Source organism: Burkholderia sp. NLJ2 (genome assembly GCF_049487195.1).
Classification (GTDB): domain Bacteria; phylum Pseudomonadota; class Gammaproteobacteria; order Burkholderiales; family Burkholderiaceae; genus Burkholderia; species Burkholderia pyrrocinia.
This window is the reverse complement of record NZ_CP137808.1, coordinates 3,300,568-3,322,995: the sequence shown is the minus strand read 5'-3', so window position 1 is coordinate 3,322,995 and position 22,428 is coordinate 3,300,568. Positions and strand designations below refer to the sequence as shown.

At 63.4% G+C, this 22,428-nt stretch carries 22 protein-coding genes; 13 read left to right on the top strand and 9 right to left on the bottom strand.

All coding sequences use genetic code 11. The features are described 5' to 3' along the window. Window positions 1–12: 12 nt before the first annotated feature. The 7 genes from R9B84_RS15295 (at window position 13) to R9B84_RS15265 (ending at window position 6,332) form a co-directional block, all read left to right on the top strand. Complete coding sequence (locus R9B84_RS15295) at window positions 13–636, top strand: ABC-type transport auxiliary lipoprotein family protein (protein WP_047901077.1); 624 nt, start codon at window positions 13–15, stop codon at window positions 634–636. Window positions 637–655: 19 nt separating this feature from the next. Continuing rightward, window positions 656–1,807 carry a VanZ family protein gene (locus tag R9B84_RS15290; protein ID WP_423758572.1) on the top strand — a complete coding sequence of 384 codons (1,152 nt, stop codon included), beginning with the start codon at window positions 656–658 and terminating at the stop codon, window positions 1,805–1,807. Between the two features lie 308 nt (window positions 1,808–2,115). Continuing rightward, window positions 2,116–2,433, top strand: a complete 318-nt coding sequence (locus R9B84_RS15285) for a (2Fe-2S) ferredoxin domain-containing protein (RefSeq protein ID WP_006485233.1) — start codon at window positions 2,116–2,118, stop codon at window positions 2,431–2,433. Window positions 2,434–2,446: 13 nt separating this feature from the next. Continuing rightward, window positions 2,447–3,091 carry an alpha/beta hydrolase gene (locus tag R9B84_RS15280; protein WP_423758571.1) on the top strand — a complete coding sequence of 215 codons (645 nt, stop codon included), beginning with the start codon at window positions 2,447–2,449 and terminating at the stop codon, window positions 3,089–3,091. Window positions 3,092–3,735: 644 nt separating this feature from the next. Continuing rightward, on the top strand, window positions 3,736–5,049 hold the full coding sequence (locus R9B84_RS15275) for a D-alanyl-D-alanine carboxypeptidase family protein (protein WP_423758570.1): 1,314 nt from the start codon (window positions 3,736–3,738) through the stop codon (window positions 5,047–5,049). A 48-nt stretch (window positions 5,050–5,097) separates the two neighbouring features. After that, window positions 5,098–6,024 (top strand): D-amino acid aminotransferase, encoded by a 927-nt coding sequence (locus tag R9B84_RS15270; RefSeq protein ID WP_423758569.1) that lies wholly within the window; start codon window positions 5,098–5,100, stop codon window positions 6,022–6,024. Beyond that, the gene (locus R9B84_RS15265) at window positions 6,024–6,332 is read left to right on the top strand and encodes an HP0495 family protein (protein WP_011546305.1); all 309 of its coding nucleotides are present in this window, start codon (window positions 6,024–6,026) and stop codon (window positions 6,330–6,332) included. Before R9B84_RS15270 ends, R9B84_RS15265 begins: the two co-directional genes overlap by 1 nt. Here the strand turns inward: R9B84_RS15265 and R9B84_RS15260 are convergent. Beyond that, window positions 6,316–7,308, bottom strand: a complete 993-nt coding sequence (locus R9B84_RS15260; RefSeq protein WP_423758568.1) for a transcriptional regulator GcvA — start codon at window positions 7,306–7,308, stop codon at window positions 6,316–6,318. The two genes, R9B84_RS15265 and R9B84_RS15260, sit on opposite strands and share 17 nt — an antisense overlap. Before the next feature lie 102 nt (window positions 7,309–7,410). Between R9B84_RS15260 and R9B84_RS15255 the strand changes: the two genes are divergently transcribed. The 3 genes from R9B84_RS15255 to lipA all read left to right on the top strand — a co-directional run bounded on the left by R9B84_RS15255 (window position 7,411) and on the right by lipA (window position 9,552). After that, a complete protein-coding gene (locus R9B84_RS15255; RefSeq protein ID WP_423758567.1) occupies window positions 7,411–7,737 on the top strand; it encodes a DUF2917 domain-containing protein in 327 nt (108 codons plus the stop codon). Window positions 7,738–7,820: 83 nt separating this feature from the next. Beyond that, window positions 7,821–8,567, top strand: a complete 747-nt coding sequence (lipB, locus tag R9B84_RS15250; RefSeq protein ID WP_423758566.1) for a lipoyl(octanoyl) transferase LipB — start codon at window positions 7,821–7,823, stop codon at window positions 8,565–8,567. Further along, a complete protein-coding gene (gene lipA / locus R9B84_RS15245; protein WP_047899124.1) occupies window positions 8,560–9,552 on the top strand; it encodes a lipoyl synthase in 993 nt (330 codons plus the stop codon). The genes lipB and lipA overlap by 8 nt, the downstream gene beginning before the upstream one ends. A 135-nt stretch (window positions 9,553–9,687) precedes the next feature. Here lipA and hpaB read toward each other — a convergent pair whose 3' ends face one another. From hpaB to R9B84_RS15220, 5 genes are all read right to left on the bottom strand, one after another. Further along, window positions 9,688–11,157, bottom strand: coding sequence for a 4-hydroxyphenylacetate 3-monooxygenase, oxygenase component (hpaB, locus tag R9B84_RS15240; RefSeq protein ID WP_423758565.1), 1,470 nt, complete (start codon window positions 11,155–11,157; stop codon window positions 9,688–9,690). A gap of 49 nt (window positions 11,158–11,206) precedes the next feature. Beyond that, window positions 11,207–11,494 carry a hypothetical protein gene (locus tag R9B84_RS15235; protein WP_423758564.1) on the bottom strand — a complete coding sequence of 96 codons (288 nt, stop codon included), beginning with the start codon at window positions 11,492–11,494 and terminating at the stop codon, window positions 11,207–11,209. Window positions 11,495–11,651: 157 nt separating this feature from the next. After that, window positions 11,652–12,566 carry a JmjC domain-containing protein gene (locus tag R9B84_RS15230; RefSeq protein WP_423758563.1) on the bottom strand — a complete coding sequence of 305 codons (915 nt, stop codon included), beginning with the start codon at window positions 12,564–12,566 and terminating at the stop codon, window positions 11,652–11,654. Then, the gene (locus R9B84_RS15225; RefSeq protein ID WP_423758562.1) at window positions 12,559–14,244 is read right to left on the bottom strand and encodes an ATP-binding cassette domain-containing protein; all 1,686 of its coding nucleotides are present in this window, start codon (window positions 14,242–14,244) and stop codon (window positions 12,559–12,561) included. Before R9B84_RS15225 ends, R9B84_RS15230 begins: the two co-directional genes overlap by 8 nt. A gap of 166 nt (window positions 14,245–14,410) precedes the next feature. Continuing rightward, window positions 14,411–15,127 (bottom strand): hypothetical protein, encoded by a 717-nt coding sequence (locus R9B84_RS15220; protein WP_423758561.1) that lies wholly within the window; start codon window positions 15,125–15,127, stop codon window positions 14,411–14,413. 630 nt (window positions 15,128–15,757) lie between these two features. On the opposite strand from R9B84_RS15220, the gene tauA reads away from it, so the two are divergent. Genes tauA through R9B84_RS15205 form a run of 3 tightly spaced genes read left to right on the top strand, consistent with a single transcriptional unit; the run spans window position 15,758 to window position 18,562 of the window. Further along, on the top strand, window positions 15,758–16,774 hold the full coding sequence (gene tauA / locus R9B84_RS15215) for a taurine ABC transporter substrate-binding protein (protein ID WP_423758560.1): 1,017 nt from the start codon (window positions 15,758–15,760) through the stop codon (window positions 16,772–16,774). A 28-nt stretch (window positions 16,775–16,802) separates the two neighbouring features. Continuing rightward, on the top strand, window positions 16,803–17,600 hold the full coding sequence (locus R9B84_RS15210; protein WP_423758559.1) for a taurine ABC transporter ATP-binding protein: 798 nt from the start codon (window positions 16,803–16,805) through the stop codon (window positions 17,598–17,600). Continuing rightward, entirely contained in the window at window positions 17,540–18,562 is a 1,023-nt protein-coding gene (locus tag R9B84_RS15205; protein ID WP_423758558.1) for an ABC transporter permease subunit, read from the top strand. Before R9B84_RS15210 ends, R9B84_RS15205 begins: the two co-directional genes overlap by 61 nt. Before the next feature lie 48 nt (window positions 18,563–18,610). Here the strand turns inward: R9B84_RS15205 and R9B84_RS15200 are convergent, their stop codons facing one another. The 3 genes from R9B84_RS15200 to R9B84_RS15190 form a co-directional block, all read right to left on the bottom strand. Continuing rightward, complete coding sequence (locus tag R9B84_RS15200; RefSeq protein WP_423758557.1) at window positions 18,611–19,246, bottom strand: LysE family translocator; 636 nt, start codon at window positions 19,244–19,246, stop codon at window positions 18,611–18,613. Between the two features lie 64 nt (window positions 19,247–19,310). After that, on the bottom strand, window positions 19,311–21,185 hold the full coding sequence (gene ggt, locus R9B84_RS15195; RefSeq protein ID WP_423758556.1) for a gamma-glutamyltransferase: 1,875 nt from the start codon (window positions 21,183–21,185) through the stop codon (window positions 19,311–19,313). A gap of 71 nt (window positions 21,186–21,256) precedes the next feature. Further along, window positions 21,257–22,219 carry a LysR family transcriptional regulator gene (locus R9B84_RS15190; RefSeq protein WP_423758555.1) on the bottom strand — a complete coding sequence of 321 codons (963 nt, stop codon included), beginning with the start codon at window positions 22,217–22,219 and terminating at the stop codon, window positions 21,257–21,259. Window positions 22,220–22,428 lie beyond the last annotated feature (209 nt).

Genomic DNA, 22,428 nt, shown 5'->3' with positions numbered 1-22,428 from the left:
CAGGAATACGCCATGCCACGAATCCTTGACCGCGCGCTGCGTCCCGCCGCGGCCGCGCTCGCCGTGCTGACGCTCGCGCTTGCGGCCGGCTGCGCCGGCAACAGTGCGGCGCTGACGAATGTCCGCTACGACCTCGGGCCGGCCGCGTCGGTGGTGACCGCCGGTTCGGGCCCTGCGCTGAAGGTGCTCGATATCGCCGCGCCCGACGCGCTCGATTCGGACAAGTTCGCGTACCGCCTCGCGTACGCGGATGCGCAGCACGTGGCCGTCTATCGCGACAGCCGCTGGACCGCGCCGCCTGCGCAACTGCTCACGCAGCGGCTGCGCGGCGCGCTGTCGTCGCGCGGCGCGGTGCTCGAAGGATCCGACGGCGTGCGCGCGCCGACCCTCAAGGTCGACCTGAACGAATTCGAGCAGGTGTTCGACGGGCAGTCGCAGAGCCACGGCGCGGTCACCGCACGCGCGACGCTGACGCTCGACGGCAAGGTGCTCGGCCAGCGCACGTTCGTCGCGCGCGCACCGTCGAGCACGCCCGACGCGGCCGGCGGCGCGCGCGCGCTCGCGGCGGCAAGCGACGAGCTCGTGTCGCAGATCGCCGCGTGGGTCGGCATGCAGGCGTACGCGGGCACGCCGTGACGCGCACCGTGCAGCCGCGATGAACGCGACCGGCACGCATCGCGCATCGCCGCTCGCGCGGCAGGCCTTTGCCGCTTACGCGGCGCTCATCGTCTACGCGTCGCTGTATCCGTTCGAAGGCTGGGTGTCGCTCGGCATCGGGCCGTTCGACTACCTGTTCGCGCCGATGCAGCGCTATGTGACCGCGTTCGACGTGGTCACGAACGTGCTCGGTTATTTGCCGTTCGGCGCGCTTGGCGTGCTCGCGCTGCACCCGCGCTGGCGCGGGGTTGCCGCGACGCTGATCGCGGGCGCGCTCGGCGTGCTGCTGTCCGGTTCGATGGAGGCGCTGCAGACCTACCTGCCGACGCGTGTCGCGTCGAATCTCGATCTCGCGTCCAACGCGCTCGGCGCGCTGCTGGGTGCGGCGCTCGTCGCGCCGGCCACCGGGGCGCTGCTCGATCGCGGCGCGCTGCGCCGGCTGCGCTTCGCGTGGTTCGAGCCCGACGGCGCGACGCCGTTGCTGCTCGCCGCGCTGTGGCCGTTCGCGATCCTGTTTCCGTCGCCGTTCCTGTTCGGCATCGGCGACTGGCCGGCCGCGCTGTGGGAGCGCGCCGACGCGTCGATGCAGGACACGCTGCTCGCGTGGCTGCCGGCCGCGTGGCGCGTGAGCGAATGGCCCGAGCGCGTCGACGGCTGGCTGTCCGACTCCGCGTGGGAGGCCGCGCTCGGCGGGCTGATGCTGTTCGCCGCACTGGCGATCGCGTCGCTCGCGATGCGGCCGCGCGCGCCGCGCATCCGGCTGCTGATCGCGCTCGTCGCCGCGACGCTCGTGCTGAAGGCGGCCGCGACGTTCATGCAGTCGGCCACGGGCCTCGTCGTCGTGTGGGCGACGCCCGGCGCACGGCTCGGCATCGAGCTCGGTTTCGCGGCCGCGCTCGTCGCGCTGCGCGTGCCGGCGACCTGGCGTGCGACGCTCGCAGCGCTTGCGTTGCTGGCCGGCGTGGCGCTCGTCAACCTGCTGCCGGTCAATCCGTTCTTCGACTTCACGCTGTCGGGCTGGCGGCAGGGGCGCTACGTGCACTTCAACAGCATCGCGCGCTGGCTCGCCTGGATCTGGCCCTACGCGGCGCTGATCTGGCTCGGCCAGCGCGTCGAGCACGCGTGGCTGCCCGCTGCGGTGCGGCGCTGACGCGGCGGTCCGGGCTGGGCAATCCCGGCTGCATCGCGGGCAGCGGCGCGCGCCGGTCGCTATAATCGTCCGCACGAATGCAGTGCGCGGCGCTAATCGGCACGGATGTGCTGCGCCTTCGCGCCCGTGGCGGCGTGGCAAATCCTCGCGATGCCGCTGGGCATCGCTGCGGTTTGCGCGTTGCCACGAGCACGAATCCGCTGGCACATCAGCACCGCTCAGCACCGAACACTACACACCCGTTGCTCGATGCAACGGCAATCGCTCCTCTTTCCGCACGGCATCGCGCCGGGCCGCTCGCCACCATCATGGATTCCTACTACCAGCACCACGTCTTCTTCTGCCTGAACCAGCGCGACCCGGGCGCCGAGCGCCCGAGCTGCGCGCAATGCGACGCGCAGACCATGCAGGAATACGCGAAAAAGCGCGTGAAGGAACTCGGCCTCGCGGGGCCCGGCAAGGTTCGCATCAACAAGGCCGGCTGCCTCGACCGCTGCGAGGAAGGGCCCGTGATGGTCGTGTATCCGGAAGGCACGTGGTACACGTACGTCGACCAGGCCGACATCGACGAGATCGTCGAATCGCACCTGCGCGACGGCAAGGTCGTCGATCGTCTGAAGATCTGAGCGGGCCGGCCGAATGAACGTTCATACGCAGAAATCGCTGATCGCAGGCCCGGTCGGGCAGATCGAAATCGCGGTCGACCTGCCCGACGCCGTGCGCGAAGGCGCCGCCGCGCCGCGCGGCATCGCGCTCGTCGCGCATCCGCACCCGCTGTTCGGCGGCACGATGGACAACAAGGTCGCGCAAACGCTGGCACGTACGCTCGTGCAGCTCGACTACGTGGTCTACCGGTCGAACTTCCGCGGCGTCGGCGCGACCGAAGGCGTGCACGACAACGGCACCGGCGAAGCCGACGATCTGCTCGCGGTGCTCGCGCACATGCGCGCGCAGCCCGCGTATGCGGACCTGCCGCTCGTGCTCGCAGGCTTCTCGTTCGGCACCTTCGTGCTGTCGCACGTCGCGAAGCGGCTGCGCGACGCGGGCGAGACAATCGAGCGGATGGTGTTCGTCGGCACGGCCGCGAGCCGCTGGCAGGTGGCCGACGTGCCCGAGAACACGCTCGTGATTCACGGCGAAACCGACGACACGGTGCCGATCGCATCGGTGTACGACTGGGCGCGGCCGCAGGAGCTGCCGGTCGTCGTGATCCCGGGCGCCGAGCATTTCCTCCATCGCAAGCTGCATGTGCTGAAGCGCATCATCGTCGACGCATGGCGCTAGCCGGCACGCGGGCGCCGGCGTAACGGCCGGCGGCTCGCGTCGCGCATCGGCACCCGGCCGAATGCGTGATTGACCACACGACATCGCGCCGCTCCGCGCGGCGCAACCCGACTTGCACCCCGCCTGCGCGCGCCTTTCGCGCGGCTTCGAGCGATTTCCCGCAGCGTGCCCGCGCTATCCTCCTGAAGCCGGTGTGCGGCCGTCCTGCGATCGTGCGGTGTTCGGCGCCAACCGGCACCAATCGGCACCGATGTGCTGCGCCTTTGCGCCCGCGGCGGCGTGGCAAATCCTCGCGATGCTGCTGCGCATCGCCGCGGTTTGCGCGTTGCCATGGGCACGAATCCACCGGCACATCGGCACCGTCTGGCGCCGGACGCCACACCCGGTTCCCGAAAACGCCGTTCGTGGCCACGTATAATGGCCGCATTTCGCGTCGCCCGCGGCCCGGCTGGGCCCATGCGGCGCTCGTTTCGCCGCCTGTCCGCCCGCTCGCGACGGCCGCGAACCGATCGCGTCCGCACGAGTCCAACCGGCGCGTTTCGCGCCGCCCGACGATGTCGGGCGGGTGCCCGAAACGCCCGCCGCCTTGCCGTTCAACCCTGCGCGTTTCGCACCGCACTTTCTGCCATCAGCCTGAATCGATCATGCGTCTGTCTCCCCAAGGCCTCAAGTCCCTCGCTTCCTCCATCGCCTTCGGCACCGCCGCGCGCAACGTCGCGCTCGGCGTGATGCTGCCCGTCGCGCTCGCATCGACGATCGTCGTCGCCGAGGCGAAGCCGGCCGCCAAGGCCAAGGCCGCGCATGCAGCGCCGGCCGCCGCCGAGCAGTTCACCGGCGCGCCCGCGACCTACATGCCGGGCGCGGTGCCGCCGCCGGGCGTGAACGCGCGTTCGTGGGTGCTCGTCGACGCGACCAGCAACACGGTGCTTGCATCGGGCAATGCGGACGAGCGTGTCGAGCCCGCATCGCTGACGAAGCTGATGACGGCCTACCTCGTGTTCGAGGCGCTCGACAAGAAGAAGATCGCGATGGAGCAGATCGTCACGCCGAGCGCAGCGGTGCGCCGCGTCGGCACCGACGAGTCGCGGATGTTCATCGAGGCGGACAAGCCGGTGTCGGTGCACGACCTCGTGTACGGGATGATCATCCAGTCGGGCAACGACGCCGCGATCGCGCTGGCCGAACTCGTCGGCGGCAGCGAAGGGCAGTTCGTCACGCTGATGAACGACGAGGCGCAGCGCCTCGGCATGAAGGGCACGCACTTCGCCGACGTGAACGGCATGCCCGACCCGAACCACTACACGACGGCCGGCGACCTCGCGAAGCTGTCCGCGCACCTGATCCGCGATTTTCCGCAGTACTACAGCATCTTCTCGGAGAAGGAATTCAAGTACAACAACATCCGCCAGGGCAACCGCAACCGTCTGTTGTGGCTCGACCCGACGGTCGACGGCCTGAAGACGGGCCATACGCAGGCGGCCGGCTACTGCCTGATCGCGTCGGCGAAGCGCGCGATTCCGGGCGTCGACGGCCAGCGCCGCCTGGTGTCGGTGATGATGGGCGAGCAGAAGGAAGGCGAGCGCACGCAGGACAGCATGAAGATGCTGAACTACGGCTATAGCGCGTTCGATTCGGTGCGCCTGTTCAAGGGCGGCCAGGCGATCTCGACGCCGCGCATCTACAAGGGCAAGGACAACACCGTGCAGGTCGGCGTGAAGGGCGACCAGTGGGCGACCGTGCCGCGCGGCCTCGGCGACAAGGTCAAGACGGAAGTCGACGTCAACGCGCCGCTGATCGCGCCGCTCGCGGCAGGTCAGCAGGTGGGCACCGTGAAGATCGTCGCCGACGGCAAGACGCTGTCCGAATTCCCGGTCGTCGCGCTGCAGGCCGTGCCGGAAGCGGGTATCTTCGGGCGTATCTGGGACTCGATCCTGCTGATGTTCAGCAAGAAGAAGTAAGCACGACGGGCCTTTGTTTTTACGACTTCATCCCCATCTGTCATCACCATGAGCCAAGCCGAATTCGAACCGATCGTCTACCTCAGCGTCTCGTCGCAGGAGGAGTGGGTGCCGCTGTCCGAAGCCCGTGTCCCGGTGCTCGACCGCGGGTTCATCTTTGGCGACGGCGTGTATGAAGTCGTCCCCGTTTATGCGCACGACGGCGCGCACGTGCCGTTCCGGATCGAGCAGCATCTGGAGCGGCTCGCGCGCAGCCTGAAGAAGATCGGTATCGAGAACCCGCATGATGCCGCCGGCTGGCGTGCGCTGATCGAGCGCGTCGTCGCGGCGAATGCCGAAGGCCTCGGCGACGGCAACGCGCTCGTCTACCTGCAGGTGACGCGCGGCGTCGCGAAGCGCGGCCATGCGTTCCCGGCGAACGCGGTGCCGACGGTGTTCGCGATGACGAGCCCGCTGCGCCTGCCGCCGGAAGAGGAGCGCGCGAACGGCGTGCGCTGCGTGACGGCCGAGGATCGCCGCTGGCTGCATTGCGACATCAAGTCGATCTCGCTGCTCGGCAACGTGCTGATGGCGCAGCATGCGGCGGAACGCGATGCGTTCGAGACGCTGCAGTTGCGCGACGGCTACCTGACCGAAGGCTCGTCGTCGAACGTGTGGATCGTGAAGAGCGGCGAGCTGCTCGCGCCGCCGCGCAGCAACAAGATTCTCGAGGGGATCCGTTACGCGCTGGTCGAGCAACTTGCCGACGAATGCGGCATTCCGTTCGTCGCACGCGAGATCAGCGAAGTGGAGTTGCGCGCGGCCGACGAAATCATGATCACGTCGGCCACGAAGGAAGTACTGCCCGTCACGTCGCTCGACGATCTGCCCGTGCAGGGCGGCAAGCCGGGCCCCGTGTTCGCGGCACTGTATGACGCATACCAGCGTGCGAAGGCACGCGAGTTTGAACAGTTTGACCTAACCCGGAGAAAATGATGAGCGAACCGACCAAAACCGTCGAGGTCACCGGCGCGATCGAGACCCGGAAGGAGTCGCTGCTGGAGTTCCCGTGCGATTTCCCGATCAAGATCATGGGCAAGGCGCACCCCGAATTCAAGGACACGATCTTCAAGGTCGTCGCCGTTCACGACAACGAGATCGATGTCGAGAAGATCGAGGAGCGCGCGTCGAGCGGCGGCAATTACACGGGCCTCACGATCACCGTGCGCGCGACGAGCCAGGAACAGCTCGACAACATCTACCGCGCACTGACCGGCCATCCGATGGTCAAGGTCGTACTCTAAGTCCAAGCGCCTTCCATCCTCCTTCCTGCGCGCACTCGGCGGGGGTCTTCCCCGCCGCGCGCCGCGCGTCCAGCTCGTCGCACAGCCGCTTGTATTCGGCGACTTCGTCGAGCAGCCAGGTCCTGAACGCCTGCACGCGCGGCGTGTTCAGCAGCGGCAGCGGACACACGAAAAAATAGTGCCACGGGCTCGGCCCGTCGATGTCGAACAGGCGCACGATGCGCCCGTCCAGCAGGTCGTGCACCGCGAGCGAGCGGCGCACCAGCGCGATGCCCTGGCCATCGATCGCGGCCAGCAGCAGGTTCGACGAATCCTGGTACAGAATCCCCCGTTTCGGCTCGGTCAGCGTCTTGAGTCCGGCCGCGTCGAACCACGGCCGCCACAGCTCGTCGTCCGAGCGCAGCAGGTTGTAGTGCACGAGATCGGCGGGCGTCTGCGGCAGCTTGCCGCCGTTCAGCGTCGGCGCGCACGCCGGAAAGAACACCTCGTCGAACAGCGGCTCGACATGCAGCCCCGGATAGCTGCCGTGGCCGAAGCGGATCGCGAGATCGACGTCGTCGCGCGCGAAATCGGTGAGCGAGTTGGTCGACTGCAGTTCGACGTCGATTTCCGGATGCCGCTCGATGAACGTGCCGATGCGCGGCGTGATGAAGCGCGCGGCGAACGACGACAGCATCGACACCACGAGCCGCCGGTCGCGGTCGCTCGCGCGCACGTCGCGTGTTGCGTCGGCGATCACCATCAGCGCGGTGCGAATCTGCTGCGCGTAGCGCATGCCGGCGTCGGTCAGGCACAGCCGCTTGCCGTTGCGCGTGAAAAGCTGCACGCCGAGCTCCTCCTCGAGCGCGCGCACCTGGTGGCTGACTGCGCCGTGCGTGACGTACAGCTCGTCGGCGGCGCGCGAGAAATTCTCGTGACGGGCGGCGGCTTCGAACGCGCGAATCGCGTTCAGCGCAGGTAGCTGGCGGAGGTCCATTTGCTAATTTTCCTCACATCGACGTGAAAATTGGTCGTTTGGTCGGACGCCTTGAAGTGACTACGATTGTAGCCATCGAAGCACTTATTGGCGGAGTCGATCATGCAAGAAATCTCTTCAAGCATCACGTTCGAAATCCCGGTGGGCGAAACCGTGCCGATGAAGGTGCAACGCAGCACGCGGCTGATCGTCCAGTGCGGGCCGGTCTGGGCCACGCGCAGCAACGACGTCGACGACTACTTCCTGGTCGATGGCGAGACGCTGAAGCTGCGCCGCGGCGAGCGGCTGTGGCTCAGCGCGGAAGGCCGGGAGGGCGCGTGCGTCGCGTTCTCGGTGTCGCGGCCGACCAGGGAAGTCGCGCTCGGCGGGCTGGCACGGCTGCGCGAACGCGTCAGCGCGCTCCTCCACGACGGATGGCGCACCGTCTGACGATCATTTCCTCCGACGGATACTGATCATCCGTCCCTTTCCCGGGCCGGCGAGACCCATGGGTTTTCGGTAAACTACCGCCCATGTCCGTTTCGCCGGTTTCCATCGTGTCCACGCCTGTCGCCGTTTCCGCATCGCCCGCCGAATCGCCGGTTCACCCGGTCACCGTGCGCTGGCGGGGCGTCGAGACCTACGAGACGAGCTTCGACGCGATGCGCGCGTTCACCGACACGCGCACGGCCGACACCGGCGACGAGATCTGGCTGGTCGAGCATCCGCCCGTCTACACGCTCGGCCAGGCGGGCGACCCGGCCCACCTGCTGGTGGCCGACAGCGGCGTGCCGCTCGTGAAGGTCGACCGCGGCGGGCAAATCACATATCACGGCCCCGGCCAGATCGTCGCCTACCTGCTGCTGGACCTGCGCCGGCGCAAGCTGATGGTGCGTACGCTCGTGACGAAGATCGAGGAGGCCGTGATCGAAACCCTCGCGGCGTATAATCTCGCTTCGGTCCGCAAGGCGGGCGCACCCGGGATCTACGTGGCATCCGGCGTGCACGAAGGCGCGAAAATCGCGGCCCTCGGCCTGAAGATCCGCAACGGCTGCAGCTATCACGGGCTGAGCCTGAACGTGAAGATGGATCTGCGCCCGTTTCTTGCGATCAACCCGTGCGGCTATGCCGGACTGGAAACTGTCGACATGGCGAGCCTCGAGGTTGCCGCCGACTGGAACGACGTCGCCCACACGCTGGTGCGCCGTCTGATCGCCAACCTCGACGGCGCATCCGCGGCCGCCGACAAGCCGCAGGCACTGGAACAATCGAATGACTGACGTTACCGCTTCTCCCGCACCGGCCGATTCGGCCGCGACCCCTGCCTACGATCCGACCGCCAAGCAGAAGGCGCAGGCGAAGACGGCGCGCATCCCGATCAAGGTCATTCCGATCGAGAAGCTGAAGAAGCCCGAGTGGATCCGCGTGAAGGCGGCCACCGGCAGCTCGCGTTTCAACGAGATCAAGACGATCCTGCGCGAGCACAACCTGCACACCGTGTGCGAGGAAGCGAGCTGCCCGAACATCGGCGAATGCTTCGGCAAGGGCACCGCGACGTTCATGATCATGGGCGACAAGTGCACGCGCCGCTGCCCGTTCTGCGACGTCGGCCACGGCCGTCCCGATCCGCTCGACACCGACGAGCCGAAGAACCTCGCGCGCACGATCGCCGCGCTGAAGCTCAAGTACGTGGTGATCACGAGCGTCGACCGCGACGACCTGCGCGACGGCGGTGCCGCCCACTTCGTCGAATGCATCCGCGAAACGCGCGCGCAGTCGCCGGATACGCGCATCGAGATCCTGACGCCGGATTTCCGCGGCCGTCTCGACCGCGCGATCTCGATCCTGAACGCCGCGCCGCCCGACGTGATGAACCACAACCTCGAAACGGTGCCGCGCCTGTACAAGGAAGCGCGCCCGGGTTCGGACTACGCGCACTCGCTGAAGCTGCTGAAGGATTTCAAGGCGTTGCATCCGCACGTCGCGACGAAGTCGGGCCTGATGGTCGGCCTCGGCGAAACGGAAGAGGAAATCCTGCAGGTGATGCGCGACCTGCGCGCGCACGACGTCGACATGCTGACGATCGGCCAGTACCTGCAGCCGTCCGAGCATCACCTGCCGGTGCGTGCGTACGTGCATCCGGATACGTTCAAGATGTACGAGGAAGAGGCGTACAAGATGGGCTTCACGCACGCGGCCGTCGGCGCGATGGTGCGTTCGAGCTATCACGCCGATCTGCAGGCGCACGGGGCCGGGGTGGTCTGATTGCTCGCTGAGTTGAACGAACAAAAAACCCGCGGCGCGGGTTTTTTTGTTCATTTTTTTCTCGATATCCCGCGAAGTAGCGGTTTCTGGCGGCCCAGGCATCAAATAATCAGGTACGAGAAGATGCCACGCGTTTCACGAACGCGCCAGAAATGCTTTGACCCGATTCATTGCCTCGGAGCAGTCCTTTTCTCTAAACAAGCGCGACGCCATTTGGGCTGGGTCACCGAAGAAGAAGCGTTCATATAGGATTTGGCGCCCGCCAAATGCCGAGATCGCCGTGTCCCATGCCAACCGGTACAGCGCGATCCGATCGTAGGCATCCATGCGGGCTGCCTCGTAATAGCGTCTGATGTCTGCGGCAAGCGGTCCATCGAGAGATATCGTGGCCGGCATCGAAACGAGGCCGCTGGCTCCGAGTTGCTGAATGATCTCGACCATTCTGGGATAGAGGCGAGGATACAGATTTCTAGCAGCGTCGAGTGGATCCCAGGCCGGAACGAGCATCCCGAAGGCATTGTTATGGGCGCCGGCTTCGGCTGCATGCCTGAAGGCCTTCAAGGTTTCAAGATTGACCCAGACTTCCGCCATTTTTTCATGAACGTGCTGAAATTTTTCCAGCCCGGATCCTTCGATCATCAGGGAGACCAGGCCGAGGAGAAACTCGGTCTTGACGATATTCTTGCAAACTACTTGGTAAGCCATGTGTGCGGTTGCACCGGTGGCCATATAGGCCATATTGCAAATATCGATGTCTCGATAGCAAAAGACGCGTTCCCACGGAACAAACACATCATCAAAGATCGCGACCGCGTCCATTTCCTCGAATCGGGCGCTAAGCGGGTGATCCGCCGCGCCGAATCCGTAATCTACCGAGTCGCGGCAGACGAAGCGCAGGCCGGGCGTCGCGGTCGGGAGTGCACAGCCAAATGCGTATGACTTTGATCGATCAGAATGATCCATCAAGCGCGCGGGAAAGAGTGCAATCTCGTCGGCGAATGGCAGAGTCGCAAGCAGACGTGCGCCGCGTATTACGATACCGTCATCACGTTCCTCGCACACGTGAGTGGCAATCGCCGCATCAACCTGGAGCGCTGGGCCAACTAGGCGGTCAGGGCGTGGATTGAGCAGTGTGTGAGTCAGCGATAGGTCGTTTTCACGAATGAAATCGTGGTATCGGATAGCATTTGCGCCATATGCTCGATCGGAAGTGCCGAACAAGGCTGCACTTCCCGAGAAAGAGGATATTGCACGATTCAGATACGCGGGCTCGCGCCCGAGCATCCCCATACTGTATTGGGCGCTATGCTGAAGGGCGTTGCCAAGCGAAACGAGGTCTGACGGGGTGCGGGGAATGCCGAACGAGCGATTGACCATCGTCCCCTGGGGGTCCGTCTCGAGCAGGATATCCTCAGCGTTCCATTGGTAATCGTAGAGCCCGGCCAAGGTTGCCACTCCATTCTTGAATGCCGGATCGGTGGTAACGTCGGTGACCCGCGCACCGCGATGCCAGATTTCTGCAGGATGCTTACGCAAGCGCTCGATAACATCGGCGCTATGTCGAGCACCGGTGAATTGGCGGTTTTTCGTTAGAGAGTCATTCATATTTATCAAGGGCAAAGATAAATTGATTGTAGGAAGTCTGAATGCATGACTATTCGTGATTCGGTTGATCCGCCGTTATTCCGCTTTCTCGATCATTTTCGTCATAGCAAAGCGCTGCTATCTGCCACCGATCGTCGAAGATTAGCCACAGCTCTAGAAAATCAAACGTGGTAAGTATCCTTCCATCGCGTCGCATCGAGCCGGTGCCGGAAAACGATGCCCATTGTTGTTTTTCAGAGATTTTCGTGATTTCGTCGTGGACGTACAGGCCGAAATTACACCAAGTCTGCTCGAGCAGATGTCGCTGTATATAGGATATTTGTTGGGATTTCGTCAATATTCTACCTCCTCGCTTTACGAAGAAATGAGAGCTTTCGACGAAATTAAGCTGATCGACGTCACCGTTCATATATGCGTCGATCCAGACGTCCCTCATTTGCAATAAACTGTATCTTGGCTTCATGAGATTTCGGTGAATTGAATTTTTGTGGGAGTTATCGATATTTGGTGCTGATTTGGTAATTTGGGAGGGTAAACGTCGGGCGTCGTTTGTTGTGAATTGTGATGGCATTTTTCATGCACTCTTCTATGTCAATCTCTCGGATCGCATTGATTATATTCTCTCGAAAAATATAAAAATCAGCAGAGTCTGGGTTGAAATTGATGGCGCCACGGAAAATTTCGCTAAGTCCAAGTTGATTGGCTATGGCGTGAACGATATCCAATTTTCTCGGAAAATCGAGGCCAAATGTTATGTGCAACGAATGGGCTGAGATGGTTTCGACGTTGTGCCAGTAGCCGGAAGGGAGATATAGGCTGGATCCCGTTCGCAGGTTTTCCAGGAGATCAGGCGAGCCGGTTGGCGGATCGAGATAGAAACTCTTGTCCCCTCTGTTTGGTGAAATATACGTCGGATTATAGATGTGCCAACGCTTTTCACCGGACAGCTGCACTGAAATGATATCGTGGTCGTCAAAATGGCACCCGAAGCTCGTCCCAGATTGAGCGGAGATATAGAGATTCGCCCACGACTGGCATTTCAGGATGCGTTCGATTTCAGTAGTCAATGCTAAGACAGATGGAAAGTAATCCTGGCATCCGTCGATGATGATGGTGCAACCATCATCCAGCGCGCGATACAAAAGGTCGGGCATAATTGTCGCGAACCTGCCGCCGCGTGGATTCGAGCTGTATCTTAGAAATCCGCAGTATCCGCGCGGATATTCCGTGTCAGCGCTGCTAATTCTGATTCTAGGGTAGTCGAGCAACCCGCTTTCTAGTAGAGCGTTTACGGTGCTCCAATTAGGTAGATTTTGGTGCGTCACGGGACCAAGCAGATGTGGGTGCATGTGCAGCACATGCTTGGTGAAGAATTCGAGATCGAAATTCGGGAAGAGAGTGTTAGTCACGAATAATCTCCAGCGTTTTCAGATCGGAATTCGCCGCGAGGACGAAGGCATTGAGCGGAGTGCTCGAGGTGCCAAATAACTGGTGAGGATCCTGATGCAGAATGAGGAGGACGTAGACGCGATTCGACAAATCCGCAATTAACGAGGCCAAGCTGATCATGCCGGCAGTGTCCAACCCGGCAAACGGCTCGTCGAGGATGATCAGGTCAGCGTTTTGCAAGAGCGCTCTGGCGACTCCCAGTCGCTGCCGTTCGCCTCCGGATAATAGCCCCCCTTTTTCACCGACGACAAAATCGAGACCATCTGCGGTGCAAAATTTACTCAATCCGACAGACGATAGCGTTGAAATCAATTCACTATCGTGGGCATCGGGATTGCCGTAGAGCAGATTGTTGCGGATGGATTCATTGAAAATGATGCTTTCTTGTGATGTGGAGGAAATCGACTGGAGCAAGGAGTCGCGCTCGACAGACGACATGTCGACGCCGCATAGAAAAATCTTCGAGGTAGGAGGAGTGATTTCGCCTCTCATGATACGCGCGAGCGTGCTTTTGCCGATCCCGCTGTCCCCTCTCATCGAATTGATGTGGCCTTTTAGAATGACGATATCACCCGTAACGGGGTAGGATTGCCTGTCTTGATGGTCAAATAAGATGAGGTTATGAATTTTGTAGTGAATATTTTCCGTTGTTCGAATATTAATCGCGACCAGCTCTCGCTGAGCTACATTCGCTTGAGTGAGTGCGTCCGATATTCGCTCAATATCAATTTTGGCGTGCAGAATGTTTCTGTAATTGAATCCGAGTGAATTGATCTGTGAAATCATATGGGCTAATCCAGTGGAGAGCATGATCGTGGTACCTATGCTTCCGATTTTGTCACCCTCGAACCACGAAAGCGCGACGTACGCCATGCCCCCGCTAAGTACGGCTGCCCAGATGCTGTCTTTCAGGAGCTCCTTTGAGTGATAAAACCGTTTTTTTGCCAACATCGTCAAGAGCAGTGCATGTTTCCGAGCGCGCACCGAGATCGCCTCGGATGAAATCGGTGCGGCGTTGATGAAACTGTCGTGCATGAAGGCAGAGCACGCCGCATCTGCTTCGGAGATGTTTCGAATGAGCGGCACGCGAGTGCGAGTAACCTTGATGATATAGATTGAATAAATTACACCGCATAGTACGAGCGCCAGACTCGCACTTGGTCCAATCAAGAAGAGTGCGAATGCAATGATCGAAATAAATTCGAGAGTGATGGATAGCGTGGAGCGCAACGTGTTGTTCAGAAACGAGCGGACGGACCCGATGGCGTCTTGAAGTCTCTTCTGCAACTCTCCGGAGTTCTTTTGTCTTGACGAACTGGAGTCCAGATTGATGACGTGTTTGTACCATGCGTCTCTAATGTCATTTTCCAACCTCACCGCAAGGATGTTGGACGAGAATGTCGAGATTCCGCCGCAGATGGGAAGCAGCAGACGTTGAATCGAGAAAAACAGTACGAATAAGTAGACGCCATGCGCGCTGTTGCCCTGAATGCTTTCCGTTAGCCATTTCAGAAGTGCACCCAATGAGGTATTGAGTGCTGAAGTAGCGGCAGATGCGACGAAAATGACGGAAAGCAGGCCACGATATCGATTTATCAACAATGGCAGGCGAGACGCATTTTTAGTGTGTCTTTTCAAGATAGGCGAAATGAGAAGGATTGCCGGTCAGGGGAGGCGTCATGAACGAGACACGGCACCATGCGGTCGTGTTGACGGGCAATGAGTGGCGCCGTCGCTTACGACTTGCTAGAACCGGACGGTTTGTCCATGATGCGCATTGAAATCGTGATCGATGATTCGTCGATCAGGAATACAAACTCTTGTTCGAGTTGCATGAGCAATAGACGCCGCAACCGTGCCCACCGCAGTACATGGATGGATTCTGTCGCTGGATGATTCCTTCGATCAATTCAGTCGGCGTTAAGGATCTTGCTGCTTCGGGATCCATTGGCGATCCGATGTGAACAAGATCTTCGTGGTAAACCGGGCGCTGGAGGGTGTTGAGTTTTTGTAGCGAATAGGAGTTGCCGAATTCGACATACCATTTTCTTACGGTTTCGATGCCGAAGGTCTCGTGGATGATGTCGATTTGCTGCTGAAGCCGAATCCGCTTGTATTCGGATAGGCTGATTCCGTGAGATGAGAGATCTCTGATTTTTTCGATGAGATGCGCTCTGCAGAAGGGAATGTGATGTAGCATCCTCCCGAAAAATGCATCGCAGAACTCGGAGTATTCTTTGGTGAAAAGAATGAAAGTGTGCCACATCTTATCGATGATGAGGACAGACTCGTCGATTTCGAAGGTGATGCAGCGCCTCTGTGCATGATCCGCCAGGAAAAGGAATTTCTTGGTTTCCTCGAAGATGTCGCTGGCGGCTTGCTCGCTTACACTCCATTTGTCCCGAAATTTCTTGATGACGCCATCGTTTCGGTATTTGATGAGTTCTGTTGGGAAGCAGAAAGGCGTACTGTCTGGATTGGAAGATGAAGCGGATTGATACATCTGAGTTGCATTTTCCATGGTTCCTCGCGATGTTGCGGTGCATGCACCTTTTTAAGTGACTTTTATCGAGCCGAGTGTCAAACGATTCTTCGTTTGATATGGAAAGCTAACGTTTACTTTGTCGAATTGATATGAGACGTGTACGAAATGTTATCTGGTGAGAAGGGCGTGTTTGTCTGGCGATATGCGAAATGGATTGGTGATCCAGCTAAGTCATTCGATCTGAAAAACTGGAGCTTTGTCGAGAATCGGAAATCTAGTCTAAATTTTTGTGTTGAAGGCCCCGCGGAGAATCTACATTCTGGTCTGTCTCGCTTGTCACTGCTTAGACTCCAGTTGCCCTCGCATGGGGCGACACTCGCGGTCGGTCGACGCGATACAAAAGGATGTACGGCGTCAGTATCCACACGCGTCTGAGAGAGTTGCCGAGACACCAGCGATTGTTTCTGTCGTCGCGTCGTAGGCGAACTGCGATCGCATGTCTCCACACACTGATCGCCGCTCAATCGACGATCACATTCAATAAAGCATGGAAAGCAAAGCTGAAACGGCATCGATAGCTTCGCAGGATAAGTTCGCTCCCGCCGTGCGCAAAGCTCCTATAGTCGGCTCTCCCGCAGCAACGCCCGCATTCCGAAGGAGAGCCGCATGTCCCGTTTCAGCTTCATCCGCCGCGCCGTCGTCGCGCTGACCGCCATGGCCGCGTTCGGCGCGGCGCACGCTGAATCGCGCGAAGTCGTGATCGCGTACCAGGACATGGTCGTGCCGTGGCGCTACGCGCAGGCGAGCGGTGAAGTCGAAAAGGCGACGGGCTACAAGGTCACATTCCGCAAGCTCGACAGCGGTGCCGACGTGATCCGTGTGCTCGCGTCGGGCTCCGTGCAGCTCGGCGAAGCCGGGTCGAGCCCGATCGCGGCCGGCCTGTCGCAGGGGCTCGACATCTCGCTGTTCTGGGTGCTCGACAACATCAACGATGCCGAGGCGCTCGTCGCGCGCAACGGCTCGGGCGTCACCAACATCGCGGCGTTGAAGGGCAGGAAGATCGGCGTGCCGTTCGTATCGACGTCGCATTTCCATACGCTCGTCGCGCTGCAGGCCGCGGGCGTCAACCCGAACGACGTGAAGATCGTCAACCTGCGTCCGCCCGAAGTCGCAGCCGCCTGGGCGCGCGGCGACATCGACGCGACCTATATCTGGGATCCCGTGCTGGCGAAGGTCAAGCAGTCGGGCACCGTGCTGACGACGTCGGGCCAGGTTGCGAAAGAAAGTGGCAAGGCAACTTTCGACGGCTTCGTCGTGAGCCGCAAGTTCGCGCGCGAGAACCCCGAGTTCGTCACGCGTTTCGTGAAGGTGCTCGCAGCCGCCGATGCCGATTACCGCACCCATGCGGCTGCGTGGAAGGCCGGCTCGCCGCAGGTCGCGGCGGTGGCGAAGGTATCGGGCGCGAACGCGCAGGACGTGCCGGCCAGCCTCGCGCTCTACGCATTCCCGACGGCGGCCGAGCAGGCGTCGCCGACGTGGCTCGGCGGCGGTGCGCAATCGGGTGCCGCGAAGTCGCTCGCGGCCACGGCCACGTTCCTCAAATCGCAGGGCACGATCCAGACGGTGCTCGCCGATTACTCGGCCGGCGTCGATCCGCAGTTCGTGCAGAAGGCCGCGCGCTGAGCGCGGTGATCATCGTGGAGTCCTGAGCATGAGCACGCTGGAAGTCCGTCAGGTATCGGTCGACTATCCGGGCGAACGCGGTCGGCCGACGACGCAGGCGCTCGCGCGCGTCGACCTGCGCATCGATGCCGGTGAATTCGTCGTCGCGCTCGGCGCGTCCGGGTGCGGAAAGACTACGCTGCTGAACTGCATGGCCGGCTTCGTCGCGCCGACGACGGGCGACGTGCGCGTCGACGGCGTGCCGGTCACGAGCCCCGGTGCCGATCGCGGCGTCGTGTTCCAGAAATACGCGCTGCTGCCGTGGCTCGACGTGCTCGACAACGTCGCGCTCGGGTTGCGTTTCGCGCGCGTGTCGAAAGCTGAGCGCGAAGCGCGGGCGAGCGAGATGCTCGCGCTGGTCGGGCTCGACAAGCATGCGCATGCGCGTGTGTACGAACTGTCGGGCGGGATGCAGCAGCGCGTCGGCATCGCGCGTGCGCTCGCGAGCGATCCGCGCGTGCTGCTGATGGACGAGCCGATGGGCGCGCTCGACGCGATGACGCGCGGCACGATGCAGGCGCTCGTGCTCGACGTATGGGCGCGCACCGGCAAGACGGTGTTCTTCATCACGCACGACGTCGAGGAGGCGCTGTTCCTCGCGACGCGTCTCGTCGTGATGACGCCGGGCCCCGGCCGGATCGCCGAAACCTTCGAACTGCCGTTTGCGCGTCGCTACGTCGAATCGCGCGATGCGCGCGCGGTGAAGTCTTCCGCGGATTTCATCGCATGGCGCGAACGGTTGATCGCGTATCTGCATCGCGACGAAGCCGTCCGGGAAGCCGCGTGACGCGCGAGCTTGCGCGGCAGGGCGCGTCCGTCGGACGCGGCCGGAACAGTACTTTGCACAGGCAGGACAGCATGAGCACGCAGGATTCTTGGGCGGCCGATCGTGCGGCCGCGGGTTTCGAGCAGGACGAGCGCGCGACGCGGAGCAAGGCGGCGCACCCGTCGCCGCCGTCGCGCCGCTACCGCTTGCCGGGGCAGGGAAAGACCGCAGAGCTGAGCGCGGCGACGGTCGCGGCGCTGGTCGTGCTGTGGTGGGTCGCGACGCACCGGCAGTGGCTGCCGCCGCTGTTCCTGCCCGCGCCGGAAGCCGTGTGGACGGCGTTCGTCGACGCGTGGCACGGCCGGATCCAGGGCGGCCTGCCGCTGTCCGAGCATCTGCTGTGGAGCGCCGCGCGCGTGTTCGGCGCGTTCCTGCTCGCGACCGCGATCGGCGTGCCGGCCGGCATCCTGATGGGCGTGAGCCGCGTCGCGCGCGGCGTGCTCGATCCGCTGCTGGAGTTCTACCGGCCGCTGCCGCCGCTCGCGTACCTGCCGCTCGTCGTGATCTGGTTCGGCATCGACGAAACGGCGAAGCTCGTCGTGATCTTCCTCGCGTGCTTCGCGCCGATTGCGATGGCTGCGCGCGCCGGCGTGCGCGCGGCGACGGTCGAGCAGATCAACGCCGCGTATTCGCTCGGCGGCAGCTTCGCGCAGATCGTGCGCCACGTGGTGCTGCCGGCCGCGCTGCCGGAGATCCTCACGGGGCTGCGGATCGCGATCGGCTTCGGCTGGACGACGCTCGTCGCGGCCGAGATGGTCGCCGCGACGGCCGGGCTCGGGCAGATGGTGCTGAACGCATCGAGCTTCCTGCGCACCGACATCGTCGTGATGGGGATCCTGATCATCGGCGCGATCGCGTGGCTGTTCGATCTCGCGATGCGGTGGGTCGAGCGGCGGGTGGTGCCGTGGAAGGGGCGGGGGTGAGTGGAGGGAGGGCGCACCGACGCGACGAGCGTCGGTGTCGTTATCGCATCAGGCCGCGGCGCCGCGGCGATAGAGACTGAGGGCCACCGCCAGTCCGGCCAGCATGCCGGCGCAGCCGCGATTGAGCCACTTCAGGGCCCGTTCGGACATGGCCTTCATCACGTGATAGCCGCTCACTGCGTAGATCCCCATCAACAGGATGTCGATCAGGGCGGTGAGGATCGCCAGCGTCGCGTACTGGGCCGCGACGTTCGATTGCGGCTGGATGAACTGCGGCAGGAACGCCGAGAAGAACAGCAAGCCCTTCGGATTGGACAGCGCGACGAGAAGCGAGCGCTTGAAGGCGGAGCGGCCGTCGTGGGCGCCGTCGGCTTGCACGGCGTCGGCCGGCGGCACGGACGCGGGGGCTCGCCAGAGGGCCCAGGCGAGGTAGAGCAGGTACGCGGCACCCGCCCACTTCAACATGACGAACAGGTGTTCCGACGCCTGCATGAGCGCACCGAGCCCACATCCGACCGCGCCGATCAGAATCAGGTCGGACAGCGCGGCGCCGGCGATGCCGTAGGCCGCGATGCGCATGCCGCGCGTGGCGCCGTTGTTCAGCGCCAGCAGCATCGTCGGGCCGGGCGTGACCGTTACGGCTGATACGGTGATGACATACAGCACGAGTGTCGTCGAGTTCATGTCGTGGCTCGTCGGTGCGGGGCTTGCCAGTCTACGCGAGATCGCGGCGCCGGCCGCCACAGCGTCAATCCCCCATCGCCATCCCTTCACGCCGCGGATCCGCACCGCCGAACCACACCGTCTGCCCCTGCACGTTCAGCCGCTGGATGCTCTGCAGCCCCGAGTTCATCTCGACGACCTGCACGTCGTGTCCGCGGCCCTTCAACCCGTCGGCAAGCGCGTCCGACACGCGGCCGCGCTCGAGCTGCGTCGGCCCGTTCATCGACCCGAAGTTCGGCAGCGCGATCGCCTGCTGCATCGTCATCCCCCAGTCGAGCACGCCGACCAGCGTCTTCGCGACGTGATTGATGATCGCGGGGCCGCCGGCCGAGCCGACGATCATCGTCACCTGCTTCGTCTTCTTGTCGAACACGAGCTCCGGCGACATCGCCGAACGCGGCCGCTTGCCGGGCTGCACGCGGTTCGCGACCGGCCGGCCGTTGTCGTTCGACACGAACGAGAAATCGGTGAGCTGGTTGTTCAGCATGAAGCCGCGCACCATCAGCCGCGAGCCGAACGCATCCTCGACGCTCGTCGTCATCGACAGCGCCTGGCCGTAGCGGTCGACGATCGCGATGTCGGACGTCGACGGCAGTTCGGGGCTGCGGTCGTCGGCCATCGCGAGCGTCGCGCCCTGCGGCGTGCCGGCCTGCGCGACGCCCATGCTGTTGTCGCCGATCAATCGCGCGCGCTGCGCGAGATAGGTCTTGTCGGTGAGGCTCGCCCAGTTGCCGCCCGGCAGCGACACGAAATCGGGATCGGCGACATAGCGCGCGCGGTCCGCATACGCGAGGCGTCCGGCTTCGCTGAACAGGTGCGCGGCGAATGGCGTCGGCTCGTAGCCGACGTCGTTGCGCACCGGCTTCTGCGCGCCGATCTGCTGCCAGTCGGGCATCGCTTCAAGGATGCCGAGCATCTGCGCGATCGCGAGGCCGCCCGACGACGGCGGCGGCATCCCGCAGACGACCGAGCGCCGGTAGTCGGCGCACAGCGGCGTGCGCACTTTCGCCTTGTAGCGCGCGAGATCCTGGAGCGACAGCAGGCCCGGATTGGTCGGGTGCTTGCGCACCTTGGTGACGATGTCGCGCGCGATTGCGCCGGAGTAGAACGCGTTCGCGCCGCGGTCGGCGACCTGGCGCAGCACGGTCGCGAGCGCGGGGTTCTTCAGCACCGTGCCGGCCGCCTTCGGCGTGCCGTCCGGGTTGTAGAAGTACGCGCGCGCGGCCGGGTCGTTCTTCAGGTACCTGTCGTTCGCGATCAGCATCGCGAGCCGCGGGCTGATCGTGAAGCCGTGCTCGGCGAGCCGGATCGCGGGCTGGAACAGCCGGCGCCACGGCAGCTTGCCGTGCGCGCGGTGCGCGGCGTCGAGCATGCGCAGCACGCCCGGCGTGCCGACCGAGCGACCGCCGACGACGCCTTCGTAGAAGCCCATCGGCTGGCCGGTCGGCCCGTAGAACAGGCGGTCGGTCGCGGCGGCCGGCGCGGTTTCGCGGCCGTCGTACGCCTGCGTCGCCTTGCCGTCGAAGTACAGCATGAACGCGCCGCCGCCGATCCCCGACGATTGCGGCTCGACGAGCGCGAGCACCATCTGCGTCGCGATCGCGGCGTCGATCGCGGTGCCGCCGGCCTTCAGCATCTCGTAGCCGGCCTGCGTCGCGAGCGGATTCGCGGCCGCGATCATGCTGTGCTGCGACGTCCAACCCGGCTTGTCGACCCAGCCGGACGACAGCTCGGGCGCATGGAAGCCGGGCAGCGGGACGGCGGCGCCCGACGCGGGGGCAACCGGGACGACGGCGCCCGACGGCGCGGACGGGGACGTGCAGCCGGCGTTGAACGCGACGAGCGCGATGGCGGCGAGCAGCGTCCAGGGACGCGAATGCGGACGAATCCGGTCGAACATTGAACCCTCGGCAGCAGTGAATTCGAATGAAGCGATGGTGCGGGCGCAACGGGGCCGCGCGCCCCGGCGCGCTATTGTCGCCGCGCGGCCGGCGGATTGTCACCCGACAGGAAACCCTGACGCATCCCGCCCGGCCCGCCCCGGCCGGTCTTCCCGGCCTGTTCGAGGATGAACTCTATGAACGTCGACGTCGCGCGCGTGTGGTGCCGGTTCGGCATGTAGAGCATGTACATGTGCGTACCGAAGATGCTGAGCCGGTACGCGTCGAGCGACGTGACGACGGCGCCGCGCCGCATGTCGTCCTGCACCACGTAGTCGGGCACGATGCCGACGCCGATCCCCGCGAGGATCGCCTGGCGCAGGAACAGGAAGTTCTCCGAAATCAGCGTGGGTTCGAGCAGCACCTCGTGGCGCTCGTCGCCGAGATACGCGGCGATCCTGAGCTGGCGGCCCATCACCGTCGCGGTGACGACCGGCGCGGCGGCCAGCGCGCCGAGGCTTGCCGGCATCCCGTGCGCGGCCGCGAACGCGGCCGACGCGCACGCGACGTAGCGCACCGCGCCCATGTCGCGCGCGACGAGGTTCTGCGGCGGCTCGGGCATCACGCGCACCGCGATGTCGATCTCGTCGCGCATCAGGTCTTCCACGCGATTCTCGAACACGACGTCGAGCACGATCCCCGGATGCAGCCGCTTGAATGCGAGCAGCCATTCGGACATCACCATCTGCCCATAACCGCTCGGCACCGACAGCCGCACGCGGCCCTGCAGGTCCTGGCCGAGCGTCGTCACCGATTCCTCCGCGGCGAGCAGTTCGTTGCGGATGCGCCGGCCGTGTTCGTACAGCTTCAGCCCGATCTCGGTCGGCTCGATGCGCCGCGTCGTGCGCCGCACCAGCTGCTGGCCGATCGAGCGCTCGAGCTGGTTCAGCCGGTAGCTGACGTTCGCGCGGCTCATCTTGAGCCGCTGCGCGGCCTTGCTCAGGTTGCCGGCGTCGAGGATTTCGACGAGCAGCGTCAGCGCGTTCAGGTCCATGCGTTCGCTCCTGATCCGTCCCGTTTAACGGTCGGAAAGCATTCAATGTCAAGTCAGACTTGACAGCTTGTAAAGGCACGCGGGAATTGTCAATGAATCTCGATCAATCGAGAATCGAGTCATGCCCGGCAAACACGCCGGATCGTTTCCCGCCGCGCGGGATCAGGCTCGGGAACCGGCACGGCTCGCCGGCCTGACGACCGGTCCCG

Bases quoted from the DNA above. Each gene is read 5' to 3' on its own strand.
- R9B84_RS15280 (WP_423758571.1), top strand. From the start codon at position 2,447: ATGAACGTTCATACGCAGAAATCGCTGATCGCAGGCCCGGTCGGGCAG.
- lipA (WP_047899124.1), top strand. From the start codon at position 8,560: ATGACTGACGTTACCGCTTCTCCCGCACCGGCCGATTCGGCCGCGACC.
- tauA (WP_423758560.1), top strand. From the start codon at position 15,758: ATGTCCCGTTTCAGCTTCATCCGCCGCGCCGTCGTCGCGCTGACCGCC.
- R9B84_RS15290 (WP_423758572.1), top strand. From the start codon at position 656: ATGAACGCGACCGGCACGCATCGCGCATCGCCGCTCGCGCGGCAGGCC.
- lipB (WP_423758566.1), top strand. From the start codon at position 7,821: ATGTCCGTTTCGCCGGTTTCCATCGTGTCCACGCCTGTCGCCGTTTCC.
- hpaB (WP_423758565.1), bottom strand. From the start codon at position 11,157: ATGAATGACTCTCTAACGAAAAACCGCCAATTCACCGGTGCTCGACAT.
- ggt (WP_423758556.1), bottom strand. From the start codon at position 21,185: ATGTTCGACCGGATTCGTCCGCATTCGCGTCCCTGGACGCTGCTCGCC.
- R9B84_RS15265 (WP_011546305.1), top strand. From the start codon at position 6,024: ATGAGCGAACCGACCAAAACCGTCGAGGTCACCGGCGCGATCGAGACC.
- R9B84_RS15255 (WP_423758567.1), top strand. From the start codon at position 7,411: ATGCAAGAAATCTCTTCAAGCATCACGTTCGAAATCCCGGTGGGCGAA.
- R9B84_RS15260 (WP_423758568.1), bottom strand. From the start codon at position 7,308: ATGGACCTCCGCCAGCTACCTGCGCTGAACGCGATTCGCGCGTTCGAA.
- R9B84_RS15285 (WP_006485233.1), top strand. From the start codon at position 2,116: ATGGATTCCTACTACCAGCACCACGTCTTCTTCTGCCTGAACCAGCGC.
- R9B84_RS15205 (WP_423758558.1), top strand. From the start codon at position 17,540: ATGGCGCGAACGGTTGATCGCGTATCTGCATCGCGACGAAGCCGTCCG.
- R9B84_RS15295 (WP_047901077.1), top strand. From the start codon at position 13: ATGCCACGAATCCTTGACCGCGCGCTGCGTCCCGCCGCGGCCGCGCTC.
- R9B84_RS15210 (WP_423758559.1), top strand. From the start codon at position 16,803: ATGAGCACGCTGGAAGTCCGTCAGGTATCGGTCGACTATCCGGGCGAA.
- R9B84_RS15270 (WP_423758569.1), top strand. From the start codon at position 5,098: ATGAGCCAAGCCGAATTCGAACCGATCGTCTACCTCAGCGTCTCGTCG.
- R9B84_RS15200 (WP_423758557.1), bottom strand. From the start codon at position 19,246: ATGAACTCGACGACACTCGTGCTGTATGTCATCACCGTATCAGCCGTA.
- R9B84_RS15220 (WP_423758561.1), bottom strand. From the start codon at position 15,127: ATGGAAAATGCAACTCAGATGTATCAATCCGCTTCATCTTCCAATCCA.
- R9B84_RS15190 (WP_423758555.1), bottom strand. From the start codon at position 22,219: ATGGACCTGAACGCGCTGACGCTGCTCGTCGAAATCCTCGACGCCGGC.
- R9B84_RS15275 (WP_423758570.1), top strand. From the start codon at position 3,736: ATGCGTCTGTCTCCCCAAGGCCTCAAGTCCCTCGCTTCCTCCATCGCC.